Below are 22,731 nucleotides of genomic sequence, written 5' to 3'. Positions count from 1 at the left end.
ACGCCTTCGTCGGTGAGACCGTCACCCTGGGCGAGGTGGAGGGAGAGCGCGGGTGCAGGACCCTGATCGCATGACGAACGCGTTCGTTACGATCGTGGGATGCCTGCCAGGAGAGAACCGGTCAGCCGCCGTGAGCGCCCCGCCAAGCCCGCCCTGACCCGGCGGGGCATCGTGGACGCCGCCGTGCGGATCATGCGCGCGGAGGGGCTGGAGAAGGTCACCATGCGCCGCCTGGCGCAGGAACTGGACACCGGTCCGGCGTCGCTGTACGTCTACGTCGCCAACACCGCCGAGCTGCACGCCGCCGTCCTCGACGCGCTCCTGGGCGAGGTCGACCTGAGCGCCGAGGACGCGGAGACCGGCTGGCGGGAGCAGCTGGTCGCGGTGCTGACCTCGTACACCCGCGTCCTGTTCGCGCACCCGCAGCTGGCACGCTCCGCCCTGGTGGCCCGTCCCAGCGGGGAGCACTACCTCCGGCTGCTGGACCGCGTCCTCGGCCTGCTCTCCCGCAGCGGCGCGGCCCGGGAGCAGGTCGCCTGGGGAGTCGACAAGCTGCTCCAGTACGCGACGGCCACCGCCGCGGAGCACGCGACGCAGGAACAGGACCCGGCGTACCAAGAGGACTGGGACGCCCTCGCCGGGGCCGTGCACGCCGCGGACGAGGCCACCCTTCCGATGATCAAGGCACACATGCCCGCCCTGCTCACGGGCCGCACCGAGGACCGGCTCGCCTGGGGCTTCGACGTCCTGATCAACGGCATCGTGCACACCCCCGTCCCCGCCACCGGCAGCTGACCGACCCCCGTACGCCCACCCTCACCGCCCTCGCTCCCCGGTCACGCGACCCCAAGGACGAACTTGTTCGTAGCGAACATGTTCGTTACGCTTCGGGTGTCCGAGCGGGGCGGGTCCGTTCCGCTGCACGGCACACTCCTGGAGGAACGGATGACCACCCACCACCCCGTCGCGATCATCGGCGCGGGCCTCGGCGGCCTCACCGCGGCCCGCGTGCTGCACGTCAACGGCATCGAGGCGGCCGTCTTCGACCTGGAGGCCTCGGCCGAGGTCCGCACCCAGGGAGGCATGCTCGACATCCACGAGAGCAACGGCCAGCGGGCGCTCCACGCCGCCGGCCTCTACGAGGGCTTCCGCGGGATCGTCCACGAGGGCGGTCAGGCGATGCGCCTGCTCGGCCCGGACGGCACCGTGCACGTCCGCGAGGAGGACGACGACACCGGCGGCCGTCCCGAAGTGGACCGGGGAGACCTGCGCGCCCTGCTCCTCGGCTCCCTCCCGGCCGGCACGATCCGCTGGGGCAAGAAGGCCACCGGCGCCCGTCCCCTGGGCGACGGACGCCACGAGGTCACCTTCGCCGACGCGACCACCATCACCACCGACCTCCTCATCGGCGCCGACGGCGCCTGGTCACGCGTACGGCCGCTGCTGTCGCCCGCCGAGCCCGCCTACACGGGCATCTCCTTCGTCGAGACCGACCTGCTGGACGCCGACACCCGCCACCCGCGCTCCGCCGCCCTCGTCGGCGGCGGGTTCTTCCTCTGCCTGGGCGATCGGCGCGGCCTGCTCGCCCACCGGGAGACCGACGGCAGCCTGCACGTCTACACCGCGCTGCGGGTCGGCGAGGGGTGGCTGGACTCGGTCGACTTCGACGACGTCGCCGCCGCCAAGGCCGCCGTGCTGTCCCACCTCGACGGCTGGAACGACGGCCTGCGCGGCCTGGTCGCCGACGCCGACGGCGCGCTCGTCCCGCGCCGCATCCACGCCCTGCCGGTCGGGCACCGCTGGGACCGCGTCCCGGGCGTGACCCTGCTCGGCGACGCCGCCCACCTGATGTCCCCCTTCGCCGGGGAGGGCGCCAACCTGGCGATGCTCGACGGCGCCGAACTTGGCCGGGCGATCGCGGCCCATCCCGGTGACCGGGAGGCCGCCCTGACCGCGTACGAGGAGGCACTCTTCCCGCGCAGCGCGGCGACCGCCGCCGAGTCCGCCGAGAGCCTCGAGACCATGTTCGGCGAGCACGGCCTGGAGCGGATGGTCCAGTTCTTCACGTCGATGCGAGCCGATGCGGCAGGCGGAGCGGTGATGGCCGCCGAGCAATACTAGCCATGTACATAGTGTCCATGTACTGTTTCTCGTGAGATCCCGCAGCGAGAACGAGAAGGAGCAGTCATGACCACCACCGCACCTGCGCTCGACGGCCGGTCCCTCGCCTTGGCGCACAACGCCGCACGCGCCCTCCTGGAAGTCGTGCTGGCCCGGCACGGCGCCACCTTCCACCAGAGCGTCACCCTCCGGGCCGTCGTGGCCGCGGGCGGGTCCCCCGGCCGTGACGCACTCGTGGCCGACGTCACCGGCTCGCTGAAGACGAGCGAGTCCGTCGTGCTCGGCGTGATCGAGGAGCTGACGGCAGCAAAGCTGCTGGAACGGGATGCGGCGGACGCGTCCCGTCTACGGCTCACGGACGCCGGACGGGAGCTCCACGAGCGGACCTCCGCGGAGGGCGCGGCGATCTCCGCGCGGCTGTACGCCGGGATCCCGGCCGAGGACCTGGCGGTCGCGGGCCGCGTGGTGGCCCTGGTCACCCGGCGCGCCGACGCCGAGCTGGCCGGGGCCTGAGGCGGCCGGGGCCCCGGGGTCCGCGCCCGGTCACGTGGTGCCGTCCTCCAGGCCCAGATGTCCGGTCAGGCCGGCCCGGCCGGCGGCGTCCCGGACGACGGCGCCCGCCTCGGTGAACCGCACCTCGATCCCCGTGAGGGGCAGGGTCTGGCGGATGCCCAGCAGGGTGCAGAGACCGGCGGAGTCGCAGAAGGTGAGGCCGGACAGGTTCAGTACGAGCAGGCGGTCAGGAGCCCAGGCCGTGCACCGTGGTCAGGTCGGTGAGCCCGGAGACGGTGAGGACGGGCGCCAGCACCGGGGTGGCGACCAGTTCGAGGCGGTCGGCGTGGGCGAACAGCACGCTCAGGCCGGCGCTGTCCAGGTACTCGACGCCGGTCAGGTCGAGGACCAGCGGGCCCGGTGTCGTGTCCAGGGCGTCGGCCAGTGCGGCGAAGTTGCTCATGTCGATCTCACCGACGGCCGCTAGCTGCGCGGTCCCGTCCGGGCGCCGACCGTGCGTGAGGGTGAGCTGGGTGGTCATCAGGCGATCCTCGTATGCATGTCGACGGTGGTGCCGGCGCTGCCGGGAGTGATGGTGACCTCCTGCATCAGGGCGCGCATCAACGTGATGCCGCGCCCCCGGTGGGTGTTCAGCTCGGGCTGCGGGTCCTTCCAGCGGCCGCTGTCCGTGACGGTGAGCCGCAGGTCCCGGACGAACGCCTCGACGCGCAGCCGGACCGTTCCGCCGCGGGCGTCCCGGTGCCCGTGCTCGATGGCGTTGGCACAGGCCTCGCCGGCCGCGACCATGATGTTCTGCACGGTCTGCGCGGGAAGCTCGCACTGCTCGAGCCAGCCGCGCAGCGTCCTGCGCACCGGCGAGAGCTGGGTGGCCTCGGCGGGGAAGGACACCTCCAGCGGGCCCGGGCGGCGGTAGAGGAGCAGGGCGACGTCGTCGTCGTAGCCGTCGGCGGGGGCCAGCCGGGTCATCACCCGGCCGGCGAGGTCCTCGACGGCCATGTCCCGGCCGTCCTGGACCGCCTCGCCGGCCAGGTCGATGCCGACGGTCAGGGGGCGGCGCCGGCGTTCGACGAGCCCGTCGGTGTACAGCAGCAGCGTGCCGCGGGCGGGCACGACGTACTCGGCCTCGGAGCGTTCCCGGCCGGGGCGCACCGCGAGGGGGATGGACCGCCCCTCGTCCAGCAGGCGGGTGGTGCCGTCGGGATGCGCGACGATGCCCGGCGGGTGCCCTGCGCTGGAGTAGGCCAGGCGGCCGGTCTCCGGGTCGAGGACCCCGCAGAAGACGGTGGTGCACAGTGCGCCGGGGACGGTGGCGGCGAAGTGGTCCAGTGCCATCAGCGCCTGGGCGGGACTGTCGTCGCGCAGCAGCAGGGCGCGGCAGGCGCTGCGCAGTTGTCCCATGACGGTGGCGGCCTGCAGACCACGGCCGACGCAGTCGCCGACGACGATGCCGATACGGCCGTCGGGCAGCGCGATGATGTCGTACCAGTCGCCGCCCACCTCCAGCGGCCGGGTGGCCGGCTCGTAGCGGACGGCGAAGCCGCCGGGCAGGGTGGAGGGGCCGAGGATGGCCCGCTGGAGGGCGATGGCGGTCTCGCGCTGCTGGTCGATCTGGTGGGCGCGGGTCACGCCCTGGGCGAGGTGGCCGGCCAGCAGCGACAGCAGCAGCTGGTCCTCCTCGGTGAACGGCCGCCGCTCCCCCAGGTCGAGCCACACCACCATCGGCCCGTCGGGGTGCTCGACGGCGATGCCGGCGCCGGTGCGGTACGGCACCGGGGTGAGCGCGGGCCGCTGCCGTACGTCCATGACCGCCTGCCGCTGCTCGGCGGGCAGGCCGCCCCAGCGGGAGGCGTCCGTGGCCGTGAGGTCCGGTTCGTCGCCGCCCCGGAAGACGGCGGCGAGCACGCACCGGGCGCGCCACAGGTCCTTCAGTTCGTCCAGGGCGCCGGAGACCGCGTCGGGCAGACTGGTGGCGCGGGACAGGCGGGTGCTCAGCGACGCCAGGGCGCGCTGGCGCTGGATGGCGTAGTGCTCGGTGGTGGTGTCGCGGAACGTGCCGACCGTCACGCGGCGCCCCGTGTCGGGGTCCTGGACGTGCGCGAAAGCGGCGGTCACCCACACGCGGTGCCCGTCCCGGTGGGTGACCGGGACGGTGTAGGTGCCCTCCGGGTCCTCCATCAGCTGGTCGAAGGCCTCGGCGACCTGCCGGTGTGCTTCGGGGTCGGTGTCGGCGTCCGGCCACCACGGGTGGATCGGCGCGTAGGGCAGTCCGTCGGGGCCGTAGCCGAGGATGTCGGTGAACCCGCCGTTGATCTCGATGACGGCGCCGTCCTCGTCGCAGACGAAGAAGGCCTCCTGGAGGGAGTCGACCAGCGCGGTGCGCCACCGGGCGTGGTGGGTGCGCAGCCTGGCCAGTCCCAGGTTGGCCCGGACCCGGGCGAGGAGTTCGGCGGCGGCGAACGGCTTGACCAGGTAGTCGTCGGCGCCGGCGTCGAGGCCCTCGATGGAGGCCTCCTGTCCGGCCCGGGCGGACAGCAGCAGGACGGGCACCGAGACCGTGCGGGCGTCGCCGCGCAGCGCGGCCACCAGTTGCAGGCCGTCCAGGCGGGGCATCATGACGTCGCTGATGACCAGGTCGGGGGCGTCCCGGTGGATGACGTCCAGGGCTTCCCGGCCGTCGGTGACCGCCTCCACGTGGTAGCCGGCGTCGCGCAGGATGCGGCTGAGGTACTCCCGCATGTCGGCGTTGTCGTCGGCGATCAGCACCCGCGCCGTCACCCCGGGCCCGGCGGAGTGGTCCGCTGCGGCGCCGTCGGCCGGCCGCCCGGCGGGCTCCTGCCCGGCGCGGTCGTCGGGCGCCAGCCAGCGCAGCGCCTCCTGCACGTAGGGGTCGGTGGACGGCGACGCGCCGCGGGTGTCCGCGGCCGGCGCGAGCGCCTCCGCGGGCAGGTGGGCGGTGCCGAAGGGCAGCCGGATGGTGAAGCGGGTGCCCTCGCCCTCGGTGCTGGCGGCCGTGATGGTGCCGCCGTGCAGGCCGACCAGCTCCCGGACCAGGGCGAGGCCGATGCCGCTGCCCTCGTTGGAGCGGGAGCGGGCCGACTCGATGCGGTGGAAGCGTTCGAACAGACGGGGCATCTCCGCGGCCGCCACCCCGATGCCGGTGTCGGCGACGGTGACGACCGCGTGACCGCCGTCCTGCTCGACGGTGACGCTGACGGAGCCGTCGAAGGTGAACTTCAGCGCGTTGCTGAGCAGGTTGAGGATCACCTTCTCCCACAGGTCGCGGTCGACGTGCACCGGCTGCCCGAGCGGACGGCAGTCGACGTGGAAGGCCAGCCCGGCCTTGTCGATGGCGGAGCGGAAGACGCCGGCCAGTTCGGTCGTGACGGCGGCCAGGTCGACGGGCTGGTAGCTGGCCCGCATCCGGCCGGCCTCGATGCGGGAGAAGTCCAGCAGGGTGTTGACCAGCTTGCTCAGCCGCAGGCCGTTGCGGTGGATGGCGTCCAGTTCCTCCTGGGCACGGGCATCGTCCGTCAGCCGGGCCCGCAGCTCCTCCACCGGCCCCATGATCAGCGTCAAGGGGGTGCGGAACTCGTGGCTGATGTTGGAGAAGAAGGTGGTCTTGGCCCGGTCCAGCTCGGCAAGTTCCTCGGCCCGCTGCTGCTGCGTCTCGTAGCTGCGGGCGCTGCCGATGCCGGACGCGAGGTGGCCCGCGGTCAGCTCCACGAAGCCGCGGTAGCCGTCGTCCAGGAGGCGGTACCGGTTGAGCGCGGTCACCAGGAAGCCGTAGGGGGCGTTGCCCTGCTGAAGCAGCGGCACGGCCAGCGCCTGCCGGGGCGGCTGCCCCCAGTCCCCGGTCGGCAGGCCGGTGAACGCCGCGCCGTCGAGGGCGACCAGCGCGGCGTCGCCACCGGCCAGCACGGACACCGGCCACGGCGCGTCCGGGTCGTGGGCGCCGACGACCGGGACCGCGGCCGGGTGGCCGGCGGGCAGGCCGGTGGTGCCGGCCAGCCGGGCCGAGCCGTCCTCCTGGAACAGATAGGTCAGCGTGAAGGGGAGGTCCTTGTTGTTGCGGGCGAGCTGGCGGCCGGCGAAGTCCAGCACCTCCTGCTCGGTGCGGATCACACTGGGGTCGGAGCCGAGATCGCGCAGCGTGGCCATCCGGCGCTCACCGATGACCCGCTCGGTGTCCTCACTGACCACGCAGAGCATGCCGACCACCGAGCCGGAGTCGTCGCGCAGCGGGCTGTAGGAGAAGGTGTGGTAGGTCTCCTCGCTGTAGCCGGAGCGCTCCAGGAAGAGCAGCAGCGCCTCGTCCCAGGTCGCCTCACCGCCGGCGAGCACCGTGTCGATGCGGGGACCGATGTCGTCCCAGATCTCCGCCCAGACCTCACTGGCCGGGCGGCCCAGCGCCCACGGGTACTTGCGGCCCAGGGTGTCGCGGCGGTACGCGGCGTTGCAGAAGAAGGTCAGCTCCGGGCCCCAGGCCATCCACATCGGGAAACGGGAGGACAGCAGGATGCTCACGGCCGTCTGCAGGCTCTGGGGCCAGGACGACGGTGCTCCGAGCGGGGTCGCCGTCCAGTCGACCGCGGCCAGGTCCCGGCCGATCTCCGGGTCGCCGGCGAACACGTCGACGCGTGCCGCGGTCACCGGTTCGTACTCCTTCTCGGGAACTGCCACACGACACCCTTCCGTCCACTCGGCGATCCGCCGCACGCCCGCGTTCGCCCGGGCCGGCACCGGCCCCGCCCTGTCCGCCGCCCCCGGCACGGCGGCACGCCCGGTCCGGACGTCCGCGCCGGTACCGGGTACCGCCCGTCACCCCGGGTGGCACGACTTCGTAGGATAGGCCAGCTGATCCCGGATACCCGTCCGGCCCGGCACGAAGCAGAACCCCGCAGCGGACGCGGTGGAAGGGAACGTCGCGTCAGGCCCGGCACGACCCGCACCGCCTGTGCGGCGACTGCCCGTTTCCCACCGCACAGGAGACCACCAGTGACCGACATGGAGCGCTCCCTCACCATCAGCCAGCGGCCCCACCCCGGCGGGCCGGTCGTGGTGAGTGTCGAGGGTGACCTGGACTACCACACGGCACCCCGGCTGCGGGCCGCCCTGGCGGAGGTCCCCCTCTCCCCCGACGTCGGAGTGATCATCGACCTGGCGGGGCTCGAGCACTGCGACTCCACCGGTCTGACCGTGCTCATCACCGCCTACCACCAGGCGGAGGCCGCCGGCTCCACGCTGACCCTGGTCGGCCTGAGCACCGATCTTCAGCGAGTGTTCGGCATCGTCGGTCTCGACCAGGTGTTCACCGTGCACTCCACGACGGAACAGGCCGTCGAGCACCTGCGCCGCTGAACGCCCGTACCGGCGCCCGCATCCTGCTGTGCATGCCGGGCGCCCTGGAGTGACACGCCGGCTCTCTGTAGGATGCAACCACCGGACGGCCGCGACGAGCGGGACGGCAACCGCCCGGCGTCATGACGTCGGTGAGGGCTGTGGGGCTGGGCTGAGGTGGTCACGGACACGCGCAGGGATCTCGCGGCGGGGGACATCGGCTGCGGTGATCACGTCTGTCTGGCCTTCGCCGACGACGCCGAGCAGCACCGGGTGCTGACCACGTACCTGACGGACGGGCTGCGGCAGGGCGAGCGGGTGCTCTACTTCGCCGACCGCAGCGCCCCCGAGGACGTCCTCGGCCGGCTCACCGAGGCCGGCATCGACCCCGGTCCGGCCATGGCACGCGGTCAGCTGGTCGTCACCACCGCCGACGACAGCTACCTGGCGGCCGGTTCCTTCGATCCCGACGTGATGGTGGCCACCCTCGAGCAGGAGGTCACCGACTCCCTCGCGGCCGGTTACACGGGCTTCCGGGTCAGCGGGGAGATGGGCTGGGCACTGCGGGACGTGCCCGGCGGCGAGCGGCTCGCCGAGTACGAGACCAAGGTCAACCGCGTGTTCGCCGGCAACCGGGCCTCGGCCGTCTGCCAGTACGACGCGCGCCGCTTCACCGCCGACCGCCTGCGCGTCTTCGAGGAGTGCCACCCCGCGACCGCCGAGCTGTCCCCCCTGCACAGCGACGCCCGGCTGCGCCTGGTGCCCGCCTTCCGCGCCGGCCGGCGAGCCCTCCGGGTGGTGGGCGCCGTCGACCACCAGGCCACCGACGCCCTGAGCGCGGCGCTGCGCACGGCACTGGACTGGCCCGGGGACCTCTGGGTGGACATGCGGGAACTGGAGTTCATCGACCTGGCGGGAGTGCGCGCCCTGGCGCACGCCGCCGCCCGCATGGACGACGGCCGGCAGTTGCACGTCGTGAACCTGGCACCGCTGCTGGCCCAGGTGATCACGCTGGCCGGCTTCGACGACATCCCCGCACTCACGATAGGCACCGCTGAGGTGCCCGCGTGATCGACGCCCCGGTCTGCCGCCCCGCGCACTCCCCCGGCCCCGGTCTCACTCACCAGGGACTGGTCTACGGCAGCGACGACGAGTTCCTCGCCGCCACCCTGCCCTTCTGCCACGACGGGCTGGACCGGGGCGACGCCGTCCTGGCGGTGACCACCGAGGCGAACATCTCCCTGCTGAGCCACGCCCTGGCCGGCGCGGCCGACCGCGTGGAGTTCCTCGACGCCCGCGACTGGTACGGCAAGCCCGGCACGACCCTGGGCGCCTACTACCGCTACGTCGACCGGCGCACCGCGACCGGCCTCCACCGGCAGGTGCGGGTGATCGGCGAACCCGTCTGGCAGGGCCGCGACCGCCTGGAGACCGCCGAGTGGACCCGCTACGAGTCCGCGATCAACGTGGCGTTCGCCGACTGCCCGGCCTGGATCGTCTGTCCCTACGACACCCGGGTCCTGCCGCCGTCCGTCGTCGCCGACGCGCGCCGCACCCACCCGCAGCTGGCGGTCGCCGCGACCGCCCGGGCCAGTGAGCACTACGCCGACCCGGCGGCCGCGGCCGCGTCGTGGCGGCCGCCGCTGGAACCCCTGGCGGCGGAGGGCGAGGAAGCCGTGTTCACCTTCGGAGCCGACCTCGCGGCTCTGCGGTCCTCCGTCACCGGCACCGCCGCCGCGCTGGGGCTGTCCGGGGAGGGCGTGCAGCGGCTCGTCCTCGCGGTGAACGAGGTCGCCACCAACGCCGTCCGGCACGGCGGGGGCGGCGGCCGGGTCCTGATGCGCCGCTGCGGTTCCCGGGTCGTCACCGACGTCACCGACCCCGGCACCTCCGGCGCCTCCGGCACCGCCTGGTACGCCGGGTACCTGCCGCCCGACCCCCGGCAGGCGTCCGGCCACGGCCTGTGGACGGTCCGCCACCTGTGCGACCTGCTGGAGGTGCACAGCGACCGGATCGGGACCACGGTCCGCCTCCACGTCTCCACGACCCGGGCCGACTGAGGACCGGGCGAGCGGTTCCCGGGCCCGGCGGTGCGTCTCACTCCCCGTCCAGCACCGCCCGGATCACGTGCCGGGCGTTGTCCGCCATCGCCGGGTTCGTGTGCCGGTAGTACGGCAGGGCGATCAGCGCCTGGGACAGGGTCCGCCCCCGGCCGCGCAGCCAGGTCGCGTCGTCCACGTCGAGTGCCGTGCGGAAGACCTCCCTCGCGTCAGCGGGCAGCAGGTTCCAGGCCGGGAACAGGTCGCAGGCCGGATCGCCCGCCCCCGCGCACCCGAAGTCGATCACCGCGGCCAGGCGGCCGCCGTCGGTCAGCAGGTTGCCCGGCATCAGATCGGCGTGCAGCCACACCGGCGGGCCGCCCCACTGCGGAGCCCGCAGCGTCTCCTCCCACACAGCGGCCGCGGCATCGCCGTCCACGTCCTCCTCCGGCATCCCCCGCAGCGCCGTGAGGGCGGCCCGGGTCTCCGCGTCGAGCGAGGCGACCGGCCCTCCCCGGTGGGCCCGCGGAGCGGACGGCAGCGTGACGCTCCGCATCGCGGTCACGAACGCGGCCAGGTCCCTGGCGAGCCCGACCGGGTCGCTCAGCGCGCCCGCCCGGGGATGTCCGCCCGGCAGCCAGCGGTACACCGACCAGGGCCACGGATACCCGTGGGCCGCCTCGCCGGCGCCGAGCACCTCGGGGATGGGCACGGGCAGGTGGGGCGCGAGACGGGGCAGCCACTCCCGCTCCATGGACACGTCACCGGCCCCGCCCGCCACCAGCGGCAGCCGTACGACCATGTCGTCGCCCAGCCGGTACATGGCGTTCACGGTGCCACCGGACGGCCACCGCTCCACCGGCAGCCCCGCCCACCGGGGGAACCGCCCGGCGATCAACCGCCGTACCAGGCCGACGTCGACCGGATACGTGCCGGCGTGCATCCGCGGTGCCGTGGCGGGCTCCGCGGCCGACTGCCCTGGAGTCATCTGCCCTGCGGTCATGGCCGCCATCCGACCACCGGTCGTGCCGAGCGTCAAACGCCTTTCACGTGCGGGCGGTTCGGGGCGGCACCGGTCACCCGACGAGGGTCTCCTTGGGACGGACGACGCAGAACTCGTTGCCCTCCGGGTCGGCCGGCACGGTCCAGGACTCGCCGCCGCTCTGTCCGACGTCGGCCCGGCGGGCACCGAGCGCCAGGACGCGCTCGATCTCGGCCTCCCGGTCCTCGGCGGCGGACGTCAGGTCGAGGTGCAGGCGGTTCTTGACGGTCTTGCGGTCCGTCACCGGCATGAAGCAGATGCCCACCGGCGCGCTCACGTCCGGTCCGATCACCACCTCGCGCTCCCGTTCGGAGAGGATCTCCCAGCGCAGGACGGCTGCCCAGAACCGGGCGAGCGCGGGCAGGTCATGGGCGTCGATGACGATGTGGTGCAGCGACAGGGGCACGCCCGCCAGTGTGCCGCACACGTGCGGTGGGCGGGGCCGTCAGCCCCTTCCTCCGCTGAGGTTGCCCCAGCGCGGGCCGATCTGCTTCCACTCCTCGTCCCATTCGGCCATGCGGCGCCGGATGAGGCGGGTGCGCACCACCCATCCCGTGGCCCACACCGCCGCGCCGGCCATGGGCGCGATCACGGCGCCGGCCATGGCCACCTGGAGCGTCGCCGCGAGGCCGGTGACGGGTGGAGTCACCACCCGGTCCGCGGGGTCGGTCCAGACGGTGACCGGGGTGCCCGCCGGAGCGCCGGGAAAGACCTTGGAGCGTCCCGTGTGCGCCGAGCCGTCCGGGTCCGTCCAGCGCACCGGGGCCCACACCCGGCCGTCGTCGTAGCCGCCGTTGACGGGCGTCCGGGCCGCGTCGTCGGTGACGACGGCGGACACGGCGTGCACGCGGGCCGCCCGCGCCGAGAAGCCCGAGTCGACCGTCCGGGCCGCGGCCACACCGGCGAGAACCGCGACGAGGGCGGCGACGACCCAGGTGACGAGCACGATCCAGGCCTCGATGACGTCGCTGTGCCGGCGCAGTGGATTGCGGTGCCAGCGCCACAGCCGCAGGCGGGTGACCGTCGTGGGAGCTGTCCGTGTCATCGTCGACGCCTCCTGTCCCGTGTCGACGGCCGTACCGCGGCGCACGCGGCGTACCGCACGGCGTGCAGGCCCGGTCGGCGCACGGAGTGCCGCCGCGCGGGGCGACGGCCGGGGAAGGCCTCCTTCACACGCCGGGGGACCTGCCACTCCAGAGTGACACCACCGTGTCGGGAGTGGCCACCCGCAGCCTCCAGGGGCCCCGGGCGACCGGTGTCACCACACGATCGTGGGCGGTCAGCCGGGGGCGCGTCAGGCATCTGTTCGTCCACCGTCCGAACGCGTTGCGGCACCGTACGGCCATGAGGCGACAAGCCGCCGCCGACGCGTCCCGCATGCGCTGGGATGTCCGCAGGATCGGGCGAGCGAGGGGCGGGCAGGCGTGAGCGCTTTCGTAAATGGGTCACGCTCCCCGGACCCCCCGGCCCTCGAACGGTGCCAGTGCGGGGCGCAGGTGTCCCCGGGGGGCCCGTCGGCGGCCGAGGAGCGGTTCCGGGGGCTGCTGGAGGCGGCGCCGGACGCCATGGTCATCGTCGACGACAGCGGCATCATCCGGCTGGTCAACGCGCAGACGGAGGCGCTGTTCGGCTTCCGCCGCGAGGAACTGCTGGGCCGGCCGGTCGATCTGCTGGTTCCGGTCCGCTTCCGGGGCCACCACACGCGTCACCGCGACGGCTACGCCGCCAACCGCCAGGTGCGCCCGATGGGCGCCGGTCTGGAGTTGCACGGGCTGCGCAAGAACGGCAGCGAGTTCCCCGTGGAGATCAGCCTCAGCCCGCTGGAGACCGCGGACGGGCTGCTGGTGTCGGCGGCCGTGCGGGACGTGAGCGACCGCAAGGCGGCCGAGGCGCGGATCAACGAACTCGCCGCGCTCGTGGAGTCCTCCCAGGACGCCATCCTCGCCATGACGCTCGACGGGTACATCACCTACTGGAACGCCGCCGCCGCGCGCCTGTACGGCTACACCGCCGAGGAGGCGATCGGCCGGCACGTGTCCCTGCTCGCGCCGCCCGAGCTGGAGGAGGACATCCACGCCCTGCTCAAGCGGCTGCGGCAGGGCGAGAAGGTGGAGCACTTCGAGACCCTCCGCGTGACCAGGGACGCGGCGCTGCTGGACGTGGACGTCGCGCTGTGGCCGACCCGGGACACCGCGGGGGAGGTCGTCGGCGCCTGTGCCATCGTGCGGGACATCAGCGACCGCAAGCGCGCCGAGGCGGAGCTCACGGCCCTGCTGGAACAGCAGCAGCACATCGCGCTCACGCTGCAACGCAGCCTGATGGGGACCCCGCCCGCCATTCCCGGCCTGGACACGGCCAGCCGCTACCGGCCGGCCACGCAGGGCGCGGGCGTCGGCGGTGACTGGTTCGACCTCATACCGCTGGGCGCGGGACGGGTCGGGGTCCTCATCGGCGACGTGATGGGCCGCGGCCTGGAGGCGGCCGCCGTGATGGGGCAGCTGCGCTCGGCCGCGCACGCCCTGGCCAAGACCGGGATGCAACCGCGCCAGCTGATGCAGGCCCTGGACACGGTGGTCACCGATCTCGACGTACCCGACCAGCTGGTCACCTGCTGCTACCTGATCATCGCCCCGGACGTGGGCGCGGTGACGGTGTGTTCCGCCGGGCATCTGCCGACGCTGGTCGTCGGCCCGTGGGACGGCGTGCGCGCCCTGCCCGCGCCGGTCAACGCGCCGCTGGGCGTCGGTGACGTCCTGTACGAGCAGTCCAGCCACGAGATGGCACCCGGCGCCACGCTGGTGCTGTACACCGACGGCCTGATCGAGACGCCCGACAGCGACATCGAGGTCCGGCTCGGCGAACTCACCACCGTGCTGGACACGTTCTTCCCGCAGGCCGAGGGTCTGGAGGCGGCCGCCGACCATGTGCTCGCCGCGCTGCTGCCGGACCCGGAGGGCCACAACGACGACGTGACGCTGCTGCTGGCCCAGCTCCCGGCCGCTCCCCTGGCCGCCGTGACCACCGAGCTGCCCGCCGCCGCGGCCTCCGTCCCCGAGGGCCGCGCCTTCCTGAGCCGGACCCTGATGTCGTGGGAGTGCGCGCAGCCGGCGGACGACGCCCTGCTGCTGCTGTCCGAGACCCTCACCAACGCGGTGCAGCACGCCCAGGGCCCGCTGGGCCTGCGCCTGTGCCGGACCGCCACGGACCTCACCGTGGAGGTCAGCGACCACAGCCCGCACCTGCCCCAGCCGCGTCTGGCCGCCGAGGACGAGGAGTCCGGGCGCGGTCTGTTCCTGGTGCGCACGCTCGCCGACAGCTGGGGGGTGCGGCCGACGGACGAGGGCAAGACGACCTGGTTCACCCTGAAGCTGTGACTCCCCCCGGCGGCGCGTCCCCCGGAATGCCTCGGGATGCCGTCTAGTACGGGCCGCCGCGGAAGAGCACGCTGCCGTGGTGGCGGGGGCGGTCGGCGCGCTCGTGGGCCGCGTCGGAGCGGTCGGCCGGGGCCGATCGGCCCGCGAGGTCCCGGAGGACAGCCAGGCCCGCCAGCACCTCGTCACGGCGGCGCCCGGACTTCATCCAGGCGGGCAGCCGGGCGAACATCGACATCGTCGGGGAGGTGTACCGCTCGCGCAGCCGGGCGCCCACATAGCCGGCGAGGGCGTCGACGTGCTCGGCGTCGTAGGCCCACAGGACGCGGCCCGCACAGCGGGTCTGGAGCCACAGCGGGCGCCGGAAGAAGGGATCCTCGGTGCCGCCGGCCACGGCGCCGACCAGAGCGGTGCCCCGCTGCGCGGCCGTCCACCCGGCGACCGTGCCGCAGCCGGCGCAGCTGAGCCGGCGGGGCAGGAAGAGCAGTTCGCCGACGTGCCGCCACGGGGGGAGACCGGGCAGCGGCACGACGAGCGCGCGGCCACCGCACCCGGGACAGACCACCAGGATGCGGCCGGTGTACCGCACGAGCCAGGTGCCGTGGTCACGGTGGCGCGGCGGCCGGGGCTGCGCGGGCGGGCTGTCCATGGCGGACACCCTGCCAGAGCCGGTCCGCCCCGGGCGACCGGTATACGGCGGCGGCGTCCCAGCCATTGACATGCACGCGTCTCCGCAGTGTTCTATGAGGGTTTTCGTTCGACCCCGTTGGATTGTGTGTTCTTCCCTCCCCCATTGGAGCCGCACATGCCACCCGAACGACTGAGCATCCGCCGGCGCCTGGCGGCCATGGCCGCCTCCCTCGCCCTGGCCGCGGGCGGCCTGGCCGGTGCCTCGGCGCTGACCGCGGGCGCGGCGGTCACCGCCGTACTGAGTGCGGCGCCGCACGCCGCGGCCCTGGACAACGGCCTGGCCCGGACACCCCAGATGGGCTTCAACAACTGGAACTCCACCCAGTGCGGGTCGCAGTTCGACGAGACGATGGTCAAGGGCATCGCGGACCTGTTCGTCTCGCAGGGGCTGAAGGCGGCCGGGTACCAGTACGTCAACCTCGACGACTGCTGGGCCCTGCCCAGCCGGGACGCCGCCGGCAACCTGGTGCCCGACCCGGTGCGCTTCCCGCACGGGATCAAGGCCCTCGCCGACTACGTGCACGGCAAGGGGCTGAAGTTCGGCCTGTACTCCAGCGCCGGCACCAAGACGTGCAGCAACTCGGGCTTCCCCGGCGGCCTCGGCCACGAGCGGCAGGACGCCGCCCTGTGGGCGTCCTGGGGCGTGGACTACCTCAAGTACGACAACTGCAACAACCAGGGCGTGGACGCCCAGACCCGCTACAAGGCGATGCGGGACGCGCTGGCCGCCACCGGACGCCCGATCCTCTACAGCATTTGCGAATGGGGCTCCAACCAGCCCTGGACGTGGGCGCCCGCGGTCGGCAACTCCTGGCGCACCACCGGGGACATCCAGGACAACTGGTCCAGCATGATCGGCATCGCGCACCAGAACCAGTCGCTCGCGCGGTACGCGGCGCCGGGCGCCTGGAACGACCCGGACATGCTGGAGGTCGGCAACGGCGGCATGACGGACACCGAGTACCGCACCCACTTCAGCCTGTGGGCGGAGATGGCCGCCCCGCTGCTGATCGGCAGCGACATCCGCAGCGCGAGTGCGGCCACGCTGACCATCCTGCGCAACGCGGACGTGATCGCGGTCGACCAGGACCCGCTGGGCAAGCAGGGCACCGTGGTGTCGTCGTCCGGCGGGCTGGTCGTGATGAGCAAGCAACTGGCCGACGGCGACCGGGCGGTGACCCTCACCAACGAAAGCGGCTCCGCCGCCACCGTCGGCACCAGCGCCGCCGCGGCCGGTCTGCCGTCCGCGTCGTCGTACCGGCTGACCAATCTGTGGACCAAGGCAGTGTCCTCCACCAGCGGCACGATCAGCGCCGCGGTACCGGCACACGGCACGGTGATGTACCGGGTCTCGCCCGGCAGCGGCAGCAGCACCGGCACCACGCACCCGCTGGTCGGCGCCTCCTCACAGCGCTGCCTCGACGTGGCCGGGGGCGCCACCGACCCGGGGACGAAGGTCGAGATCTGGGACTGCCACGGCGGCACCAACCAGTCCGTCACCTTCACGGCCGCCGGCGAGCTACGGCTGCTCGGCGCCACCCTGTGCCTGGACGCCTACGACAACCAGACCTCGGCGGGCACCAAGGTCCAGTCGTGGACGTGCAACGGCGGCGCCAACCAGCAGTGGCGCCTCAACGCCGACGGCACCGTGACCGGCACCCAGTCCGGGCTCTGCCTCGACGTCACCGGGGGCGACAAACCCGCCGGCAACGTCAACGGCGTCGCCCTGGAGCTGTGGACCTGCAACGGCGGGGCCAACCAGAAGTGGGCCCTGGGGTGACCCGGCGCGTCCCCGGCCCCACCGGCCGGGGACGCGGCACCCGCCCGGCAGACGGCTGACGACAGGCACGTGAGGGTGCTCACAGAGCGACCGCCGCTCCCCGTGGCACGGCCCGCGCCGGGCCGCGGGGAGCGGCCGGCCGCGTGTGACCTCGCCCCGGCGAGCTTGGCTACCCCGGCACGGCAGTGTGAGGATGTCGCCATGCATGCCGGTCCGGAAACGAAAGTGCGCGTCACGCACCACGGTCAGGTCGTCCGTGTCAGCCTCTGCGGCGAGCTCGACCACGAGGACGCCGAGGAGGTCGAAGCCGCCTGGGAGGCCGCCGCCCTGGCGGGACCGCCCACCACGGTGGTGGAACTGTTCCGGGTCACCTTCGCCGACAGCACCCTGCTGAACGCCCTGCTCACCGCCCGGCGCCGCCATGACGCCGAGGGCCGTGAACTCATCCTGCGGGGCCCCCTGCACCCCGCGGTCAGCAGGCTCCTGGACGTCAGCGGCACGCGTCCATACTTCAAGATCCTCGACACGGATCCCGCAGAAGGCCCCGTATGACCCCATGATCGCGACCACAGGGGGCACGCGAAGTATTCCGAGAGCACCGAGCGGCGATCGGAAGACTGATCCGCACTTCGACAGAAATGACTTCCATGGTCATCCCGCTTATGAAGCAGGCGACGGATGAACACCGCCAACCGACACCCTTGCGCTACTGCGCCGTCTGGGGCGCCGAAGGCACGTCCATCGCCGATGCCCGGCTCGCCGTCCGCACCCTGCTGACCCGGGCACTGCACCGCCCCGGCCGCACGGCCGACCAGGACGCGCAGATCGTCGTCAGCGAACTCGTCACCAACGCGCTGCGCCACGCGCCGGGCCCCGGCGGACTCCTGCTGGAGCTGGCACCCGACGCGACCCTGCTGCGCATCACCGTGCGCGACAGCTCCTCCCGCTCGCCCGAGGCGCGCACGCACGACCCGCGCCGCGTCGGCGGACAGGGGCTGCTGCTCGTCACCCGGCTGTGCCACCGCTTCCACACCGTCCCGCTGGACGACGGCAAGCAGGTCGTCGCCGAGCTGATCCTGCACCCGGCGGCCCCCGCGGCGGACGGCACCGAGCCGGACGCGGGACAGCCCCGTGGTTCCATGCCGCGTTCCCAGCCGGACCGGGCGGCCGTGCGGGCGCGGATCCTGGAGGGGCCGCCGGCCTGAACCGCCGGTGAGCGGACCGCTCACCGAGCGGGTGCTCCGGATCGGCCCACCGGCTCAGAGACGAAGCCCCGCCGGCTCGGCCGCCGACCACACCAGCCAGGCTGCCGCCGCCGAGTCGCGGGCCGAAACCGGCCGACGTACGCCGGGAATCGGGACCACCACCGGAGACTGCGCCAGGTGCCAGGCCAGGCGGATCCGCTGCGGGCTGACACCGCGGGCCTCGGCGAGGGCGTGGAAGGGGATGTCCGGCGCCGGAGCGGGACCGGCCGGCCCGTCGACGGCGCTGCGCGAGATCCCGCCGAGCGGGCTCCACGGCAGGAAGGCCAGGCCGAGTTCCGTACACAGGTCGAGGGTGGCCCGGGCAGCGGGGTGGGCCGGTGAGAAGCGGTTCTGCACCAAGACCCGTCGCGGGCCGAGGATGTCCCGCGCCGTGCGGATCTGTTCCCGGTCCACGTTGAAGAGGCCGACCATGCGGACGGTGCCGGCGTCGGCGAGGTCCCGCAACGCGCCGACCGAGTCGCTGCCCGCGCCGGCACCTGGGCCTGGCCCTCTCCCGCCGCCGGCGCAGCGACGCCGCCCGACTGGCCGAGGAGCTGGCCTCCCGGCTCGTCACCGGACCGGAGGCGGACGCCGGACCGGTCGCGTGAACGGAGGCCGGGACCCCGGCGCGGCGCGCGCATCGCCCAGGGCGCCTCAGGCTTCGGGGCGGGCCAGGCGGCCGAGCAGACTCACCGCCTCGCCGACGTCGACCGGCCGGAAGAAGCGCGCGTCGACCTCCTCCACGGCGGCGATCGCGCGCGGCGCCAGCGCGGCGCCGGCGTCGGTGACCCGCAGCCGCTTGGCGCGGGTGTCGGCCGGGTCGACCTCGCGCTCGATCCACCCCTTGCCCTCCAGGGCGCGCAGCACCTGCGAGGTCATCTTGACGTCGGTGCCCGCCTGCCGGGCCACGGTCAGCTGGTTGGGCCGTTCGCCCTGCGAGTTCAGCCACCAGGTGCAGGCCAGCAGCACGAACTGCACGTGGGTCAGGCCGAGCGGGGCCAGGGCCGCGGCGACGTCCCGCTGCCAGCGCAGCGTCGTGTGCCAGAGCAGGAAACCGGGGCTCTCACCCGGTTTGAGCGCCATCAGGCGCCGGCCAGTTCGCTGAGGGCGGTCATGGTCGCGGGCCAGTCGGCGGTGACGGCCGGGCCGATCTCGGGGCCGACGGCGTCGGCGGCGTCCCCGGTGATCTCCATGCGGTACGTCACCCGGGTGCGCAGCCGCTCGCCCCGGTCGAGCCGGTGGACGGTGCGCAGCACCAGGCCGTCGATGCGGGCCTCGTCCACGAACACCTCGTCGACGGCCGTCTCCGCGATGCGCAGGTGCACCGGGTCCTGGCCGGGGTTCATCACGATCCGGGTGCCCGCCTCGAAGGGGCCGTCGATCTCGATGCTCTCGATGTCGGCGTTCCACCGTCCCCAGTTCTCGACATCGGCCCACAGGCGCCAGATCGCCTCGGGCGCGGCGGCGGTCTCGATGCTGTGCTCGTACGTCCACATGATGGTCTCCCCGGGTCGGAATGTCTGCACGTAGATTATCTGTGCGCGGACTATCTGTCCAGCAGGCGGCCTCGCACCGGGGCGGGCGGGTGGCTCCCTGCCGGGTCCGTGCCGGCCGGGCCGGTGTCAGCAGCCGCCGCGGGTGCTGCGCCAGCGGTGGGGCGGCAGACCGGTCTGCCGCTGGAAGAAGGCGGTGAAGTTGGCCGCGTCGGTGAAGCCGACCCGCTCGGCGCAGCGGGCGGCGGGCAGGTCGGTGTGGGCGAGCAGCCGCTGGACCTCCAGCAGGACGCGCCGGTCGAGGTACTGCTTGGCACCCAGGCCGGTGGCCGCGCGGGTGGCGCGGGTGAGGGTGCGCCGGTCGTAACCGAGGGCCCGGGCGTAGTGCTCCACCTGGTGGCGGCGGGTGAAGTCCCGCTCGACCGCCGCGCGGTAGCGGCGGAAGACCTCGTGGTCGCGGCCCTGGCCGGCGGGCCCAAAGGCAGCGGCGGCCGCCGGGAGCACCCGCAGCACCAGCGCAGCCAGCAGGTGGGCCAGCAGGGGCGGCGAGGCGGTGGCGGGGGCGTCGACGGCGTGGGCGTGTTCGGCGGCGAGGTGGTCCGCGGCGAGCAGGGCCAGCTCCCGGGCCCGGCCGTCCAGCCGCCAGGTGTGGGGCGCGAAGGGGTCCGCGGCCGAGTGGACGGTGGTCGGGTGGGCGGTGGCCGGGGGCGGAGGCAGGAAGTCCGGTTCGAAGAGGATCAGCGGGCCGTCGACGCGCTCCACGTCGGTCCAGCGGTGGACCGTACCGGGGCGCAGCCACACCACGCTGCCCGGCCGCAGGGGCTGCTCGGCGAAGTCCGCCGTGTGCCGGCCAGCACCGGACCGGACGAGGGCGAGGACGTGGAAGTCGGGGCGCTGCGGCCGGACCCGGCGGCGTCCGGGGTCCATCCTTCGCAGCCCTTCGAAGTCGAGCACCTCGACGCCGAGGCGCACACCGGTGGCCGGGGCGTAGCGCAGGTGGCGGATCGCGGCGGGCGGTTGACCGGTTTCCACCATGACCGTGCTCCTTTCCACCGTGCCCCTGGTACTCCACCGCTCGTACCGTCGGTGACGCACGCCCGCTTCCGAACGCGGCTTTCGACCGCACGAACCACGCACGGTACCCGGCCTGCCGTACACCGGCGCCCCGGTACCGGAACCGACGGAGAGAACCGAGATGAGCGAAACCACCACCCGCACCGACTCCGTCGCCGTCCCGGGCGGGCGGCTCCGGCTGCACCGGCAGGGGGACCGCGGGCCGGCCCTGGTGCTGGTGCACTACTGGGGCGGATCGGCGGCGACCTGGGAGGAGGTCGTGGCACGGCTGCCGGCGGACCGGCGCACGGTCCGCTTCGACCAGCGCGGGTGGGGCGCCTCCCGCTCGCTGCCCGGCCCCTACGACCTCGACCGGCTCGCCGGCGACCTGCTCGACCTGGTGCGCGGGGCCGGCCTGGAGCGCTATGTCCTGGTGGGCCACTCCATGGGCGGCAAGGTCGCCCAGCTCGCCGCCGCCCGGCGGCCGGGCGGAATGGTGGGCCTGGCCCTGCTCGCCCCGGCCCCGCCGCGACCGCCCGCGCACGTCACCGCCGACCACCAGGAGGTGCTGTCACACGCCTACGACTCGCCGAGTGCCGTCGAGCGGTCCCTCGACCAGGTGCTGACCGCGGTCCCGCTCGACGGCCGCACCCGAGCCGCGGCGGTGCGCGACAGCCTCGCCGCCGACGGTCCGGCCCGCCTCGCCTGGCCGCTGCACGGCATCGCCGCGGACATCACCGCGGCCGCCCGGCGGATCGAGGTCCCGGTGCTCGTGCTGGCCGGCGAGCACGACCGGGTCGAGCCGGCCGGGATACTGCGCGACCACCTGCTGCCCGCCCTGCCCCACGCCGAACTGGACGTCGTCCCCGGCTGCGGGCACCTGCTGCCGCTGGAGGCACCCGCCGAGGTCGCCGCGCGGCTGGAGGGGTTCGTCACCGGCCTCGGCGCGTGATGCCGGGCCGGCCGGGGCACCGGCGAAAAGCAGGAGCGCGACGGCGACGGGCTTGCCTAGTGCTGTGGCCGGAAAGGTTCACCGAGAAGCTCGCGGCGTCCGGTGCGGTGCATCGCAAGGCGGAGCATGGCCCGCGTACTGGATGTACTCGGGTGATGCGACAACGCCGCGAGGTGCCGTGCCGGGCGTCGCGAGCCGGTGAACCTTTCCGGTCGCAGCACTAGGTTCTCGTGCATGCCCGAACCCACGCCCGCGTCCGTCACCGAATCCGTTCCCGAGTCCGTCGCCGAGTCCGTTCCCGGGGGCAGGCCCGGGATGGAGCTGCTCCGTCCGGACCACTTCCCCGCACTGCTCGCCTTCGAGCGGGCGAACCGCGCCTACTTCGCCGCCTCCGTCCCCGACCGGGGCGACGACTGGTTCGCCCGGTTCGCCGAGCGGCACCGCGCCCTGCTGGCCGAACAGAAGGCCGGGGTCTGCTGGTTCCATCTGCTGGTCGGCGCCGAGGGCGAGGTGCTGGGGCGGGTCAATCTCGTCGACGTGGCGGACGGAGGCGCCGATCTGGGCTACCGGATCGCCGAGCGCGCCACGGGCCGCGGGCTGGCCACCTGGGCCGTGCGCACGGTGTGCGCCCTGGCCGTGTCCCGCTACGGGCTGACCGTGCTGCGGGCGGCCAGCAGGCTCGACAACGCGGCGTCACGGGCCGTGCTGCGCCGCACGGGATTCACCGTCACCGGCGAGAGGCAGCTGTCCGGCCGTCCCGGCCTGACCTACGTCCGCGATCTCACGGACCTCGCCTCCGGGACCGATGTGCGGGCGGAGGCGGCTGGACCGCCCGTCACCGGGTAGGCGGAAGACCACGGACCTGACGACAGCAGGGCACCGCAGACGGAAGGAGTGCCATGTCCGCAGTTATCGAACGGATCAAGCAGTTCACCCGGAGCCCGCAGGGGCAGCGCACGATCGAACAGGTGCGCCGCACCGCCTCCGACCCCCGGCGCCGCGCCCAGGCCCAGCGCCTCTTCGAGAAGCTCCGCACCCGCCGCCAGGGCTAGTGGGGCACGCGTACCGTAGTCGGTACGCATCCGGGCCGAGGGCG

At 73.8% G+C, this 22,731-nt stretch carries 24 protein-coding genes; 13 read left to right on the top strand and 11 right to left on the bottom strand.

From position 1 onward, the window contains the following. Positions 1–99 precede the first annotated feature (99 nt). The 3 genes from ACZ6CZ_RS06285 (at position 100) to ACZ6CZ_RS06275 (ending at position 2,634) form a co-directional block, all read left to right on the top strand. Positions 100–795, top strand: coding sequence for a TetR/AcrR family transcriptional regulator (locus ACZ6CZ_RS06285; protein WP_469015509.1), 696 nt, complete (start codon positions 100–102; stop codon positions 793–795). A gap of 150 nt (positions 796–945) precedes the next feature. Next, on the top strand, positions 946–2,121 hold the full coding sequence (locus ACZ6CZ_RS06280) for an FAD-dependent oxidoreductase (protein WP_469015506.1): 1,176 nt from the start codon (positions 946–948) through the stop codon (positions 2,119–2,121). 66 nt (positions 2,122–2,187) lie between these two features. Next, positions 2,188–2,634, top strand: a complete 447-nt coding sequence (locus ACZ6CZ_RS06275) for a MarR family transcriptional regulator (RefSeq protein ID WP_469015503.1) — start codon at positions 2,188–2,190, stop codon at positions 2,632–2,634. Between the two features lie 30 nt (positions 2,635–2,664). Here the strand turns inward: ACZ6CZ_RS06275 and ACZ6CZ_RS06270 are convergent, their stop codons facing one another. The 3 genes from ACZ6CZ_RS06270 to ACZ6CZ_RS06260 are packed head-to-tail and all read right to left on the bottom strand — an operon-like array spanning position 2,665 to position 7,314. After that, a complete protein-coding gene (locus ACZ6CZ_RS06270; RefSeq protein WP_469016573.1) occupies positions 2,665–2,847 on the bottom strand; it encodes an STAS domain-containing protein in 183 nt (60 codons plus the stop codon). A gap of 13 nt (positions 2,848–2,860) precedes the next feature. Beyond that, the gene (locus ACZ6CZ_RS06265) at positions 2,861–3,154 is read right to left on the bottom strand and encodes an STAS domain-containing protein (RefSeq protein WP_469015500.1); all 294 of its coding nucleotides are present in this window, start codon (positions 3,152–3,154) and stop codon (positions 2,861–2,863) included. Further along, positions 3,154–7,314: a SpoIIE family protein phosphatase gene (locus tag ACZ6CZ_RS06260; protein WP_469015498.1), complete on the bottom strand. Its 4,161-nt coding sequence runs from the start codon at positions 7,312–7,314 to the stop codon at positions 3,154–3,156. Before ACZ6CZ_RS06260 ends, ACZ6CZ_RS06265 begins: the two co-directional genes overlap by 1 nt. Positions 7,315–7,638: 324 nt before the next feature. On the opposite strand from ACZ6CZ_RS06260, the gene ACZ6CZ_RS06255 reads away from it, so the two are divergent. The 3 genes from ACZ6CZ_RS06255 to ACZ6CZ_RS06245 all read left to right on the top strand — a co-directional run bounded on the left by ACZ6CZ_RS06255 (position 7,639) and on the right by ACZ6CZ_RS06245 (position 10,031). Further along, complete coding sequence (locus ACZ6CZ_RS06255; RefSeq protein WP_469016571.1) at positions 7,639–7,992, top strand: STAS domain-containing protein; 354 nt, start codon at positions 7,639–7,641, stop codon at positions 7,990–7,992. Between the two features lie 156 nt (positions 7,993–8,148). Next, positions 8,149–9,042, top strand: a complete 894-nt coding sequence (locus ACZ6CZ_RS06250; RefSeq protein WP_469015496.1) for an MEDS domain-containing protein — start codon at positions 8,149–8,151, stop codon at positions 9,040–9,042. After that, the gene (locus ACZ6CZ_RS06245) at positions 9,039–10,031 is read left to right on the top strand and encodes an anti-sigma factor RsbA family regulatory protein (RefSeq protein WP_469015494.1); all 993 of its coding nucleotides are present in this window, start codon (positions 9,039–9,041) and stop codon (positions 10,029–10,031) included. The genes ACZ6CZ_RS06250 and ACZ6CZ_RS06245 overlap by 4 nt, the downstream gene beginning before the upstream one ends. 37 nt (positions 10,032–10,068) lie before the next feature. Here ACZ6CZ_RS06245 and ACZ6CZ_RS06240 read toward each other — a convergent pair whose 3' ends face one another. The 3 genes from ACZ6CZ_RS06240 to ACZ6CZ_RS06230 form a co-directional block, all read right to left on the bottom strand. Continuing rightward, positions 10,069–10,953: an aminoglycoside phosphotransferase family protein gene (locus tag ACZ6CZ_RS06240; RefSeq protein WP_469016569.1), complete on the bottom strand. Its 885-nt coding sequence runs from the start codon at positions 10,951–10,953 to the stop codon at positions 10,069–10,071. 133 nt (positions 10,954–11,086) lie between these two features. Further along, positions 11,087–11,458, bottom strand: a complete 372-nt coding sequence (locus ACZ6CZ_RS06235; protein WP_469015491.1) for a VOC family protein — start codon at positions 11,456–11,458, stop codon at positions 11,087–11,089. Positions 11,459–11,497: 39 nt separating this feature from the next. Further along, the gene (locus ACZ6CZ_RS06230) at positions 11,498–12,097 is read right to left on the bottom strand and encodes an Rv1733c family protein (RefSeq protein ID WP_469015488.1); all 600 of its coding nucleotides are present in this window, start codon (positions 12,095–12,097) and stop codon (positions 11,498–11,500) included. A 451-nt stretch (positions 12,098–12,548) separates the two neighbouring features. On the opposite strand from ACZ6CZ_RS06230, the gene ACZ6CZ_RS06225 reads away from it, so the two are divergent. Further along, a complete protein-coding gene (locus ACZ6CZ_RS06225) occupies positions 12,549–14,426 on the top strand; it encodes a PAS domain S-box protein (protein ID WP_469015485.1) in 1,878 nt (625 codons plus the stop codon). Positions 14,427–14,469: 43 nt separating this feature from the next. Here ACZ6CZ_RS06225 and ACZ6CZ_RS06220 read toward each other — a convergent pair whose 3' ends face one another. Continuing rightward, positions 14,470–15,072, bottom strand: coding sequence for a hypothetical protein (locus ACZ6CZ_RS06220; RefSeq protein ID WP_469015483.1), 603 nt, complete (start codon positions 15,070–15,072; stop codon positions 14,470–14,472). Between the two features lie 156 nt (positions 15,073–15,228). On the opposite strand from ACZ6CZ_RS06220, the gene ACZ6CZ_RS06215 reads away from it, so the two are divergent. From ACZ6CZ_RS06215 to ACZ6CZ_RS06205, 3 genes are all read left to right on the top strand, one after another. Further along, on the top strand, positions 15,229–16,893 hold the full coding sequence (locus tag ACZ6CZ_RS06215; protein WP_469015480.1) for a glycoside hydrolase family 27 protein: 1,665 nt from the start codon (positions 15,229–15,231) through the stop codon (positions 16,891–16,893). Between the two features lie 225 nt (positions 16,894–17,118). Continuing rightward, positions 17,119–17,445, top strand: a complete 327-nt coding sequence (locus ACZ6CZ_RS06210) for an STAS domain-containing protein (RefSeq protein ID WP_469015477.1) — start codon at positions 17,119–17,121, stop codon at positions 17,443–17,445. 110 nt (positions 17,446–17,555) lie between these two features. Beyond that, positions 17,556–18,098: an ATP-binding protein gene (locus tag ACZ6CZ_RS06205; protein WP_469015475.1), complete on the top strand. Its 543-nt coding sequence runs from the start codon at positions 17,556–17,558 to the stop codon at positions 18,096–18,098. A 54-nt stretch (positions 18,099–18,152) separates the two neighbouring features. On the opposite strand, the gene ACZ6CZ_RS06200 is transcribed toward ACZ6CZ_RS06205, so the two are convergent. From ACZ6CZ_RS06200 to ACZ6CZ_RS06185, 4 genes are all read right to left on the bottom strand, one after another. Further along, entirely contained in the window at positions 18,153–18,602 is a 450-nt protein-coding gene (locus ACZ6CZ_RS06200) for an aldo/keto reductase (protein ID WP_469015473.1), read from the bottom strand. A gap of 189 nt (positions 18,603–18,791) precedes the next feature. After that, positions 18,792–19,220 carry a MarR family winged helix-turn-helix transcriptional regulator gene (locus tag ACZ6CZ_RS06195; protein WP_469015470.1) on the bottom strand — a complete coding sequence of 143 codons (429 nt, stop codon included), beginning with the start codon at positions 19,218–19,220 and terminating at the stop codon, positions 18,792–18,794. Further along, positions 19,220–19,663: an SRPBCC family protein gene (locus tag ACZ6CZ_RS06190; RefSeq protein WP_469015468.1), complete on the bottom strand. Its 444-nt coding sequence runs from the start codon at positions 19,661–19,663 to the stop codon at positions 19,220–19,222. Before ACZ6CZ_RS06190 ends, ACZ6CZ_RS06195 begins: the two co-directional genes overlap by 1 nt. 96 nt (positions 19,664–19,759) lie before the next feature. Then, positions 19,760–20,665, bottom strand: coding sequence for an AraC family transcriptional regulator (locus ACZ6CZ_RS06185; RefSeq protein WP_469015466.1), 906 nt, complete (start codon positions 20,663–20,665; stop codon positions 19,760–19,762). A 160-nt stretch (positions 20,666–20,825) separates the two neighbouring features. On the opposite strand from ACZ6CZ_RS06185, the gene ACZ6CZ_RS06180 reads away from it, so the two are divergent. The 3 genes from ACZ6CZ_RS06180 (at position 20,826) to ACZ6CZ_RS06170 (ending at position 22,687) form a co-directional block, all read left to right on the top strand. Then, positions 20,826–21,635 (top strand): alpha/beta fold hydrolase, encoded by an 810-nt coding sequence (locus ACZ6CZ_RS06180; protein ID WP_469015465.1) that lies wholly within the window; start codon positions 20,826–20,828, stop codon positions 21,633–21,635. A 315-nt stretch (positions 21,636–21,950) separates the two neighbouring features. Beyond that, the gene (locus ACZ6CZ_RS06175) at positions 21,951–22,481 is read left to right on the top strand and encodes a GNAT family N-acetyltransferase (RefSeq protein WP_469016566.1); all 531 of its coding nucleotides are present in this window, start codon (positions 21,951–21,953) and stop codon (positions 22,479–22,481) included. A gap of 53 nt (positions 22,482–22,534) precedes the next feature. Next, positions 22,535–22,687 carry a hypothetical protein gene (locus ACZ6CZ_RS06170; RefSeq protein WP_469015464.1) on the top strand — a complete coding sequence of 51 codons (153 nt, stop codon included), beginning with the start codon at positions 22,535–22,537 and terminating at the stop codon, positions 22,685–22,687. Positions 22,688–22,731 lie beyond the last annotated feature (44 nt).

It is taken from the genome of Streptomyces sp. NPDC041135 (assembly GCF_055592085.1).
Note: the sequence above shows the minus strand (reverse complement) of the source record. Positions and strands in the feature narration are given on the sequence as shown.

Bases quoted from the DNA above. Each gene is read 5' to 3' on its own strand.
- ACZ6CZ_RS06240 (WP_469016569.1), bottom strand. From the start codon at position 10,953: ATGCACGCCGGCACGTATCCGGTCGACGTCGGCCTGGTACGGCGGTTG.
- ACZ6CZ_RS06205 (WP_469015475.1), top strand. From the start codon at position 17,556: ATGAAGCAGGCGACGGATGAACACCGCCAACCGACACCCTTGCGCTAC.
- ACZ6CZ_RS06285 (WP_469015509.1), top strand. From the start codon at position 100: ATGCCTGCCAGGAGAGAACCGGTCAGCCGCCGTGAGCGCCCCGCCAAG.
- ACZ6CZ_RS06175 (WP_469016566.1), top strand. From the start codon at position 21,951: ATGGAGCTGCTCCGTCCGGACCACTTCCCCGCACTGCTCGCCTTCGAG.
- ACZ6CZ_RS06195 (WP_469015470.1), bottom strand. From the start codon at position 19,220: ATGGCGCTCAAACCGGGTGAGAGCCCCGGTTTCCTGCTCTGGCACACG.
- ACZ6CZ_RS06265 (WP_469015500.1), bottom strand. From the start codon at position 3,154: ATGACCACCCAGCTCACCCTCACGCACGGTCGGCGCCCGGACGGGACC.
- ACZ6CZ_RS06255 (WP_469016571.1), top strand. From the start codon at position 7,639: ATGGAGCGCTCCCTCACCATCAGCCAGCGGCCCCACCCCGGCGGGCCG.
- ACZ6CZ_RS06220 (WP_469015483.1), bottom strand. From the start codon at position 15,072: ATGGACAGCCCGCCCGCGCAGCCCCGGCCGCCGCGCCACCGTGACCAC.
- ACZ6CZ_RS06215 (WP_469015480.1), top strand. From the start codon at position 15,229: ATGCCACCCGAACGACTGAGCATCCGCCGGCGCCTGGCGGCCATGGCC.
- ACZ6CZ_RS06170 (WP_469015464.1), top strand. From the start codon at position 22,535: ATGTCCGCAGTTATCGAACGGATCAAGCAGTTCACCCGGAGCCCGCAG.
- ACZ6CZ_RS06185 (WP_469015466.1), bottom strand. From the start codon at position 20,665: ATGGTGGAAACCGGTCAACCGCCCGCCGCGATCCGCCACCTGCGCTAC.
- ACZ6CZ_RS06275 (WP_469015503.1), top strand. From the start codon at position 2,188: ATGACCACCACCGCACCTGCGCTCGACGGCCGGTCCCTCGCCTTGGCG.
- ACZ6CZ_RS06230 (WP_469015488.1), bottom strand. From the start codon at position 12,097: ATGACACGGACAGCTCCCACGACGGTCACCCGCCTGCGGCTGTGGCGC.
- ACZ6CZ_RS06280 (WP_469015506.1), top strand. From the start codon at position 946: ATGACCACCCACCACCCCGTCGCGATCATCGGCGCGGGCCTCGGCGGC.
- ACZ6CZ_RS06180 (WP_469015465.1), top strand. From the start codon at position 20,826: ATGAGCGAAACCACCACCCGCACCGACTCCGTCGCCGTCCCGGGCGGG.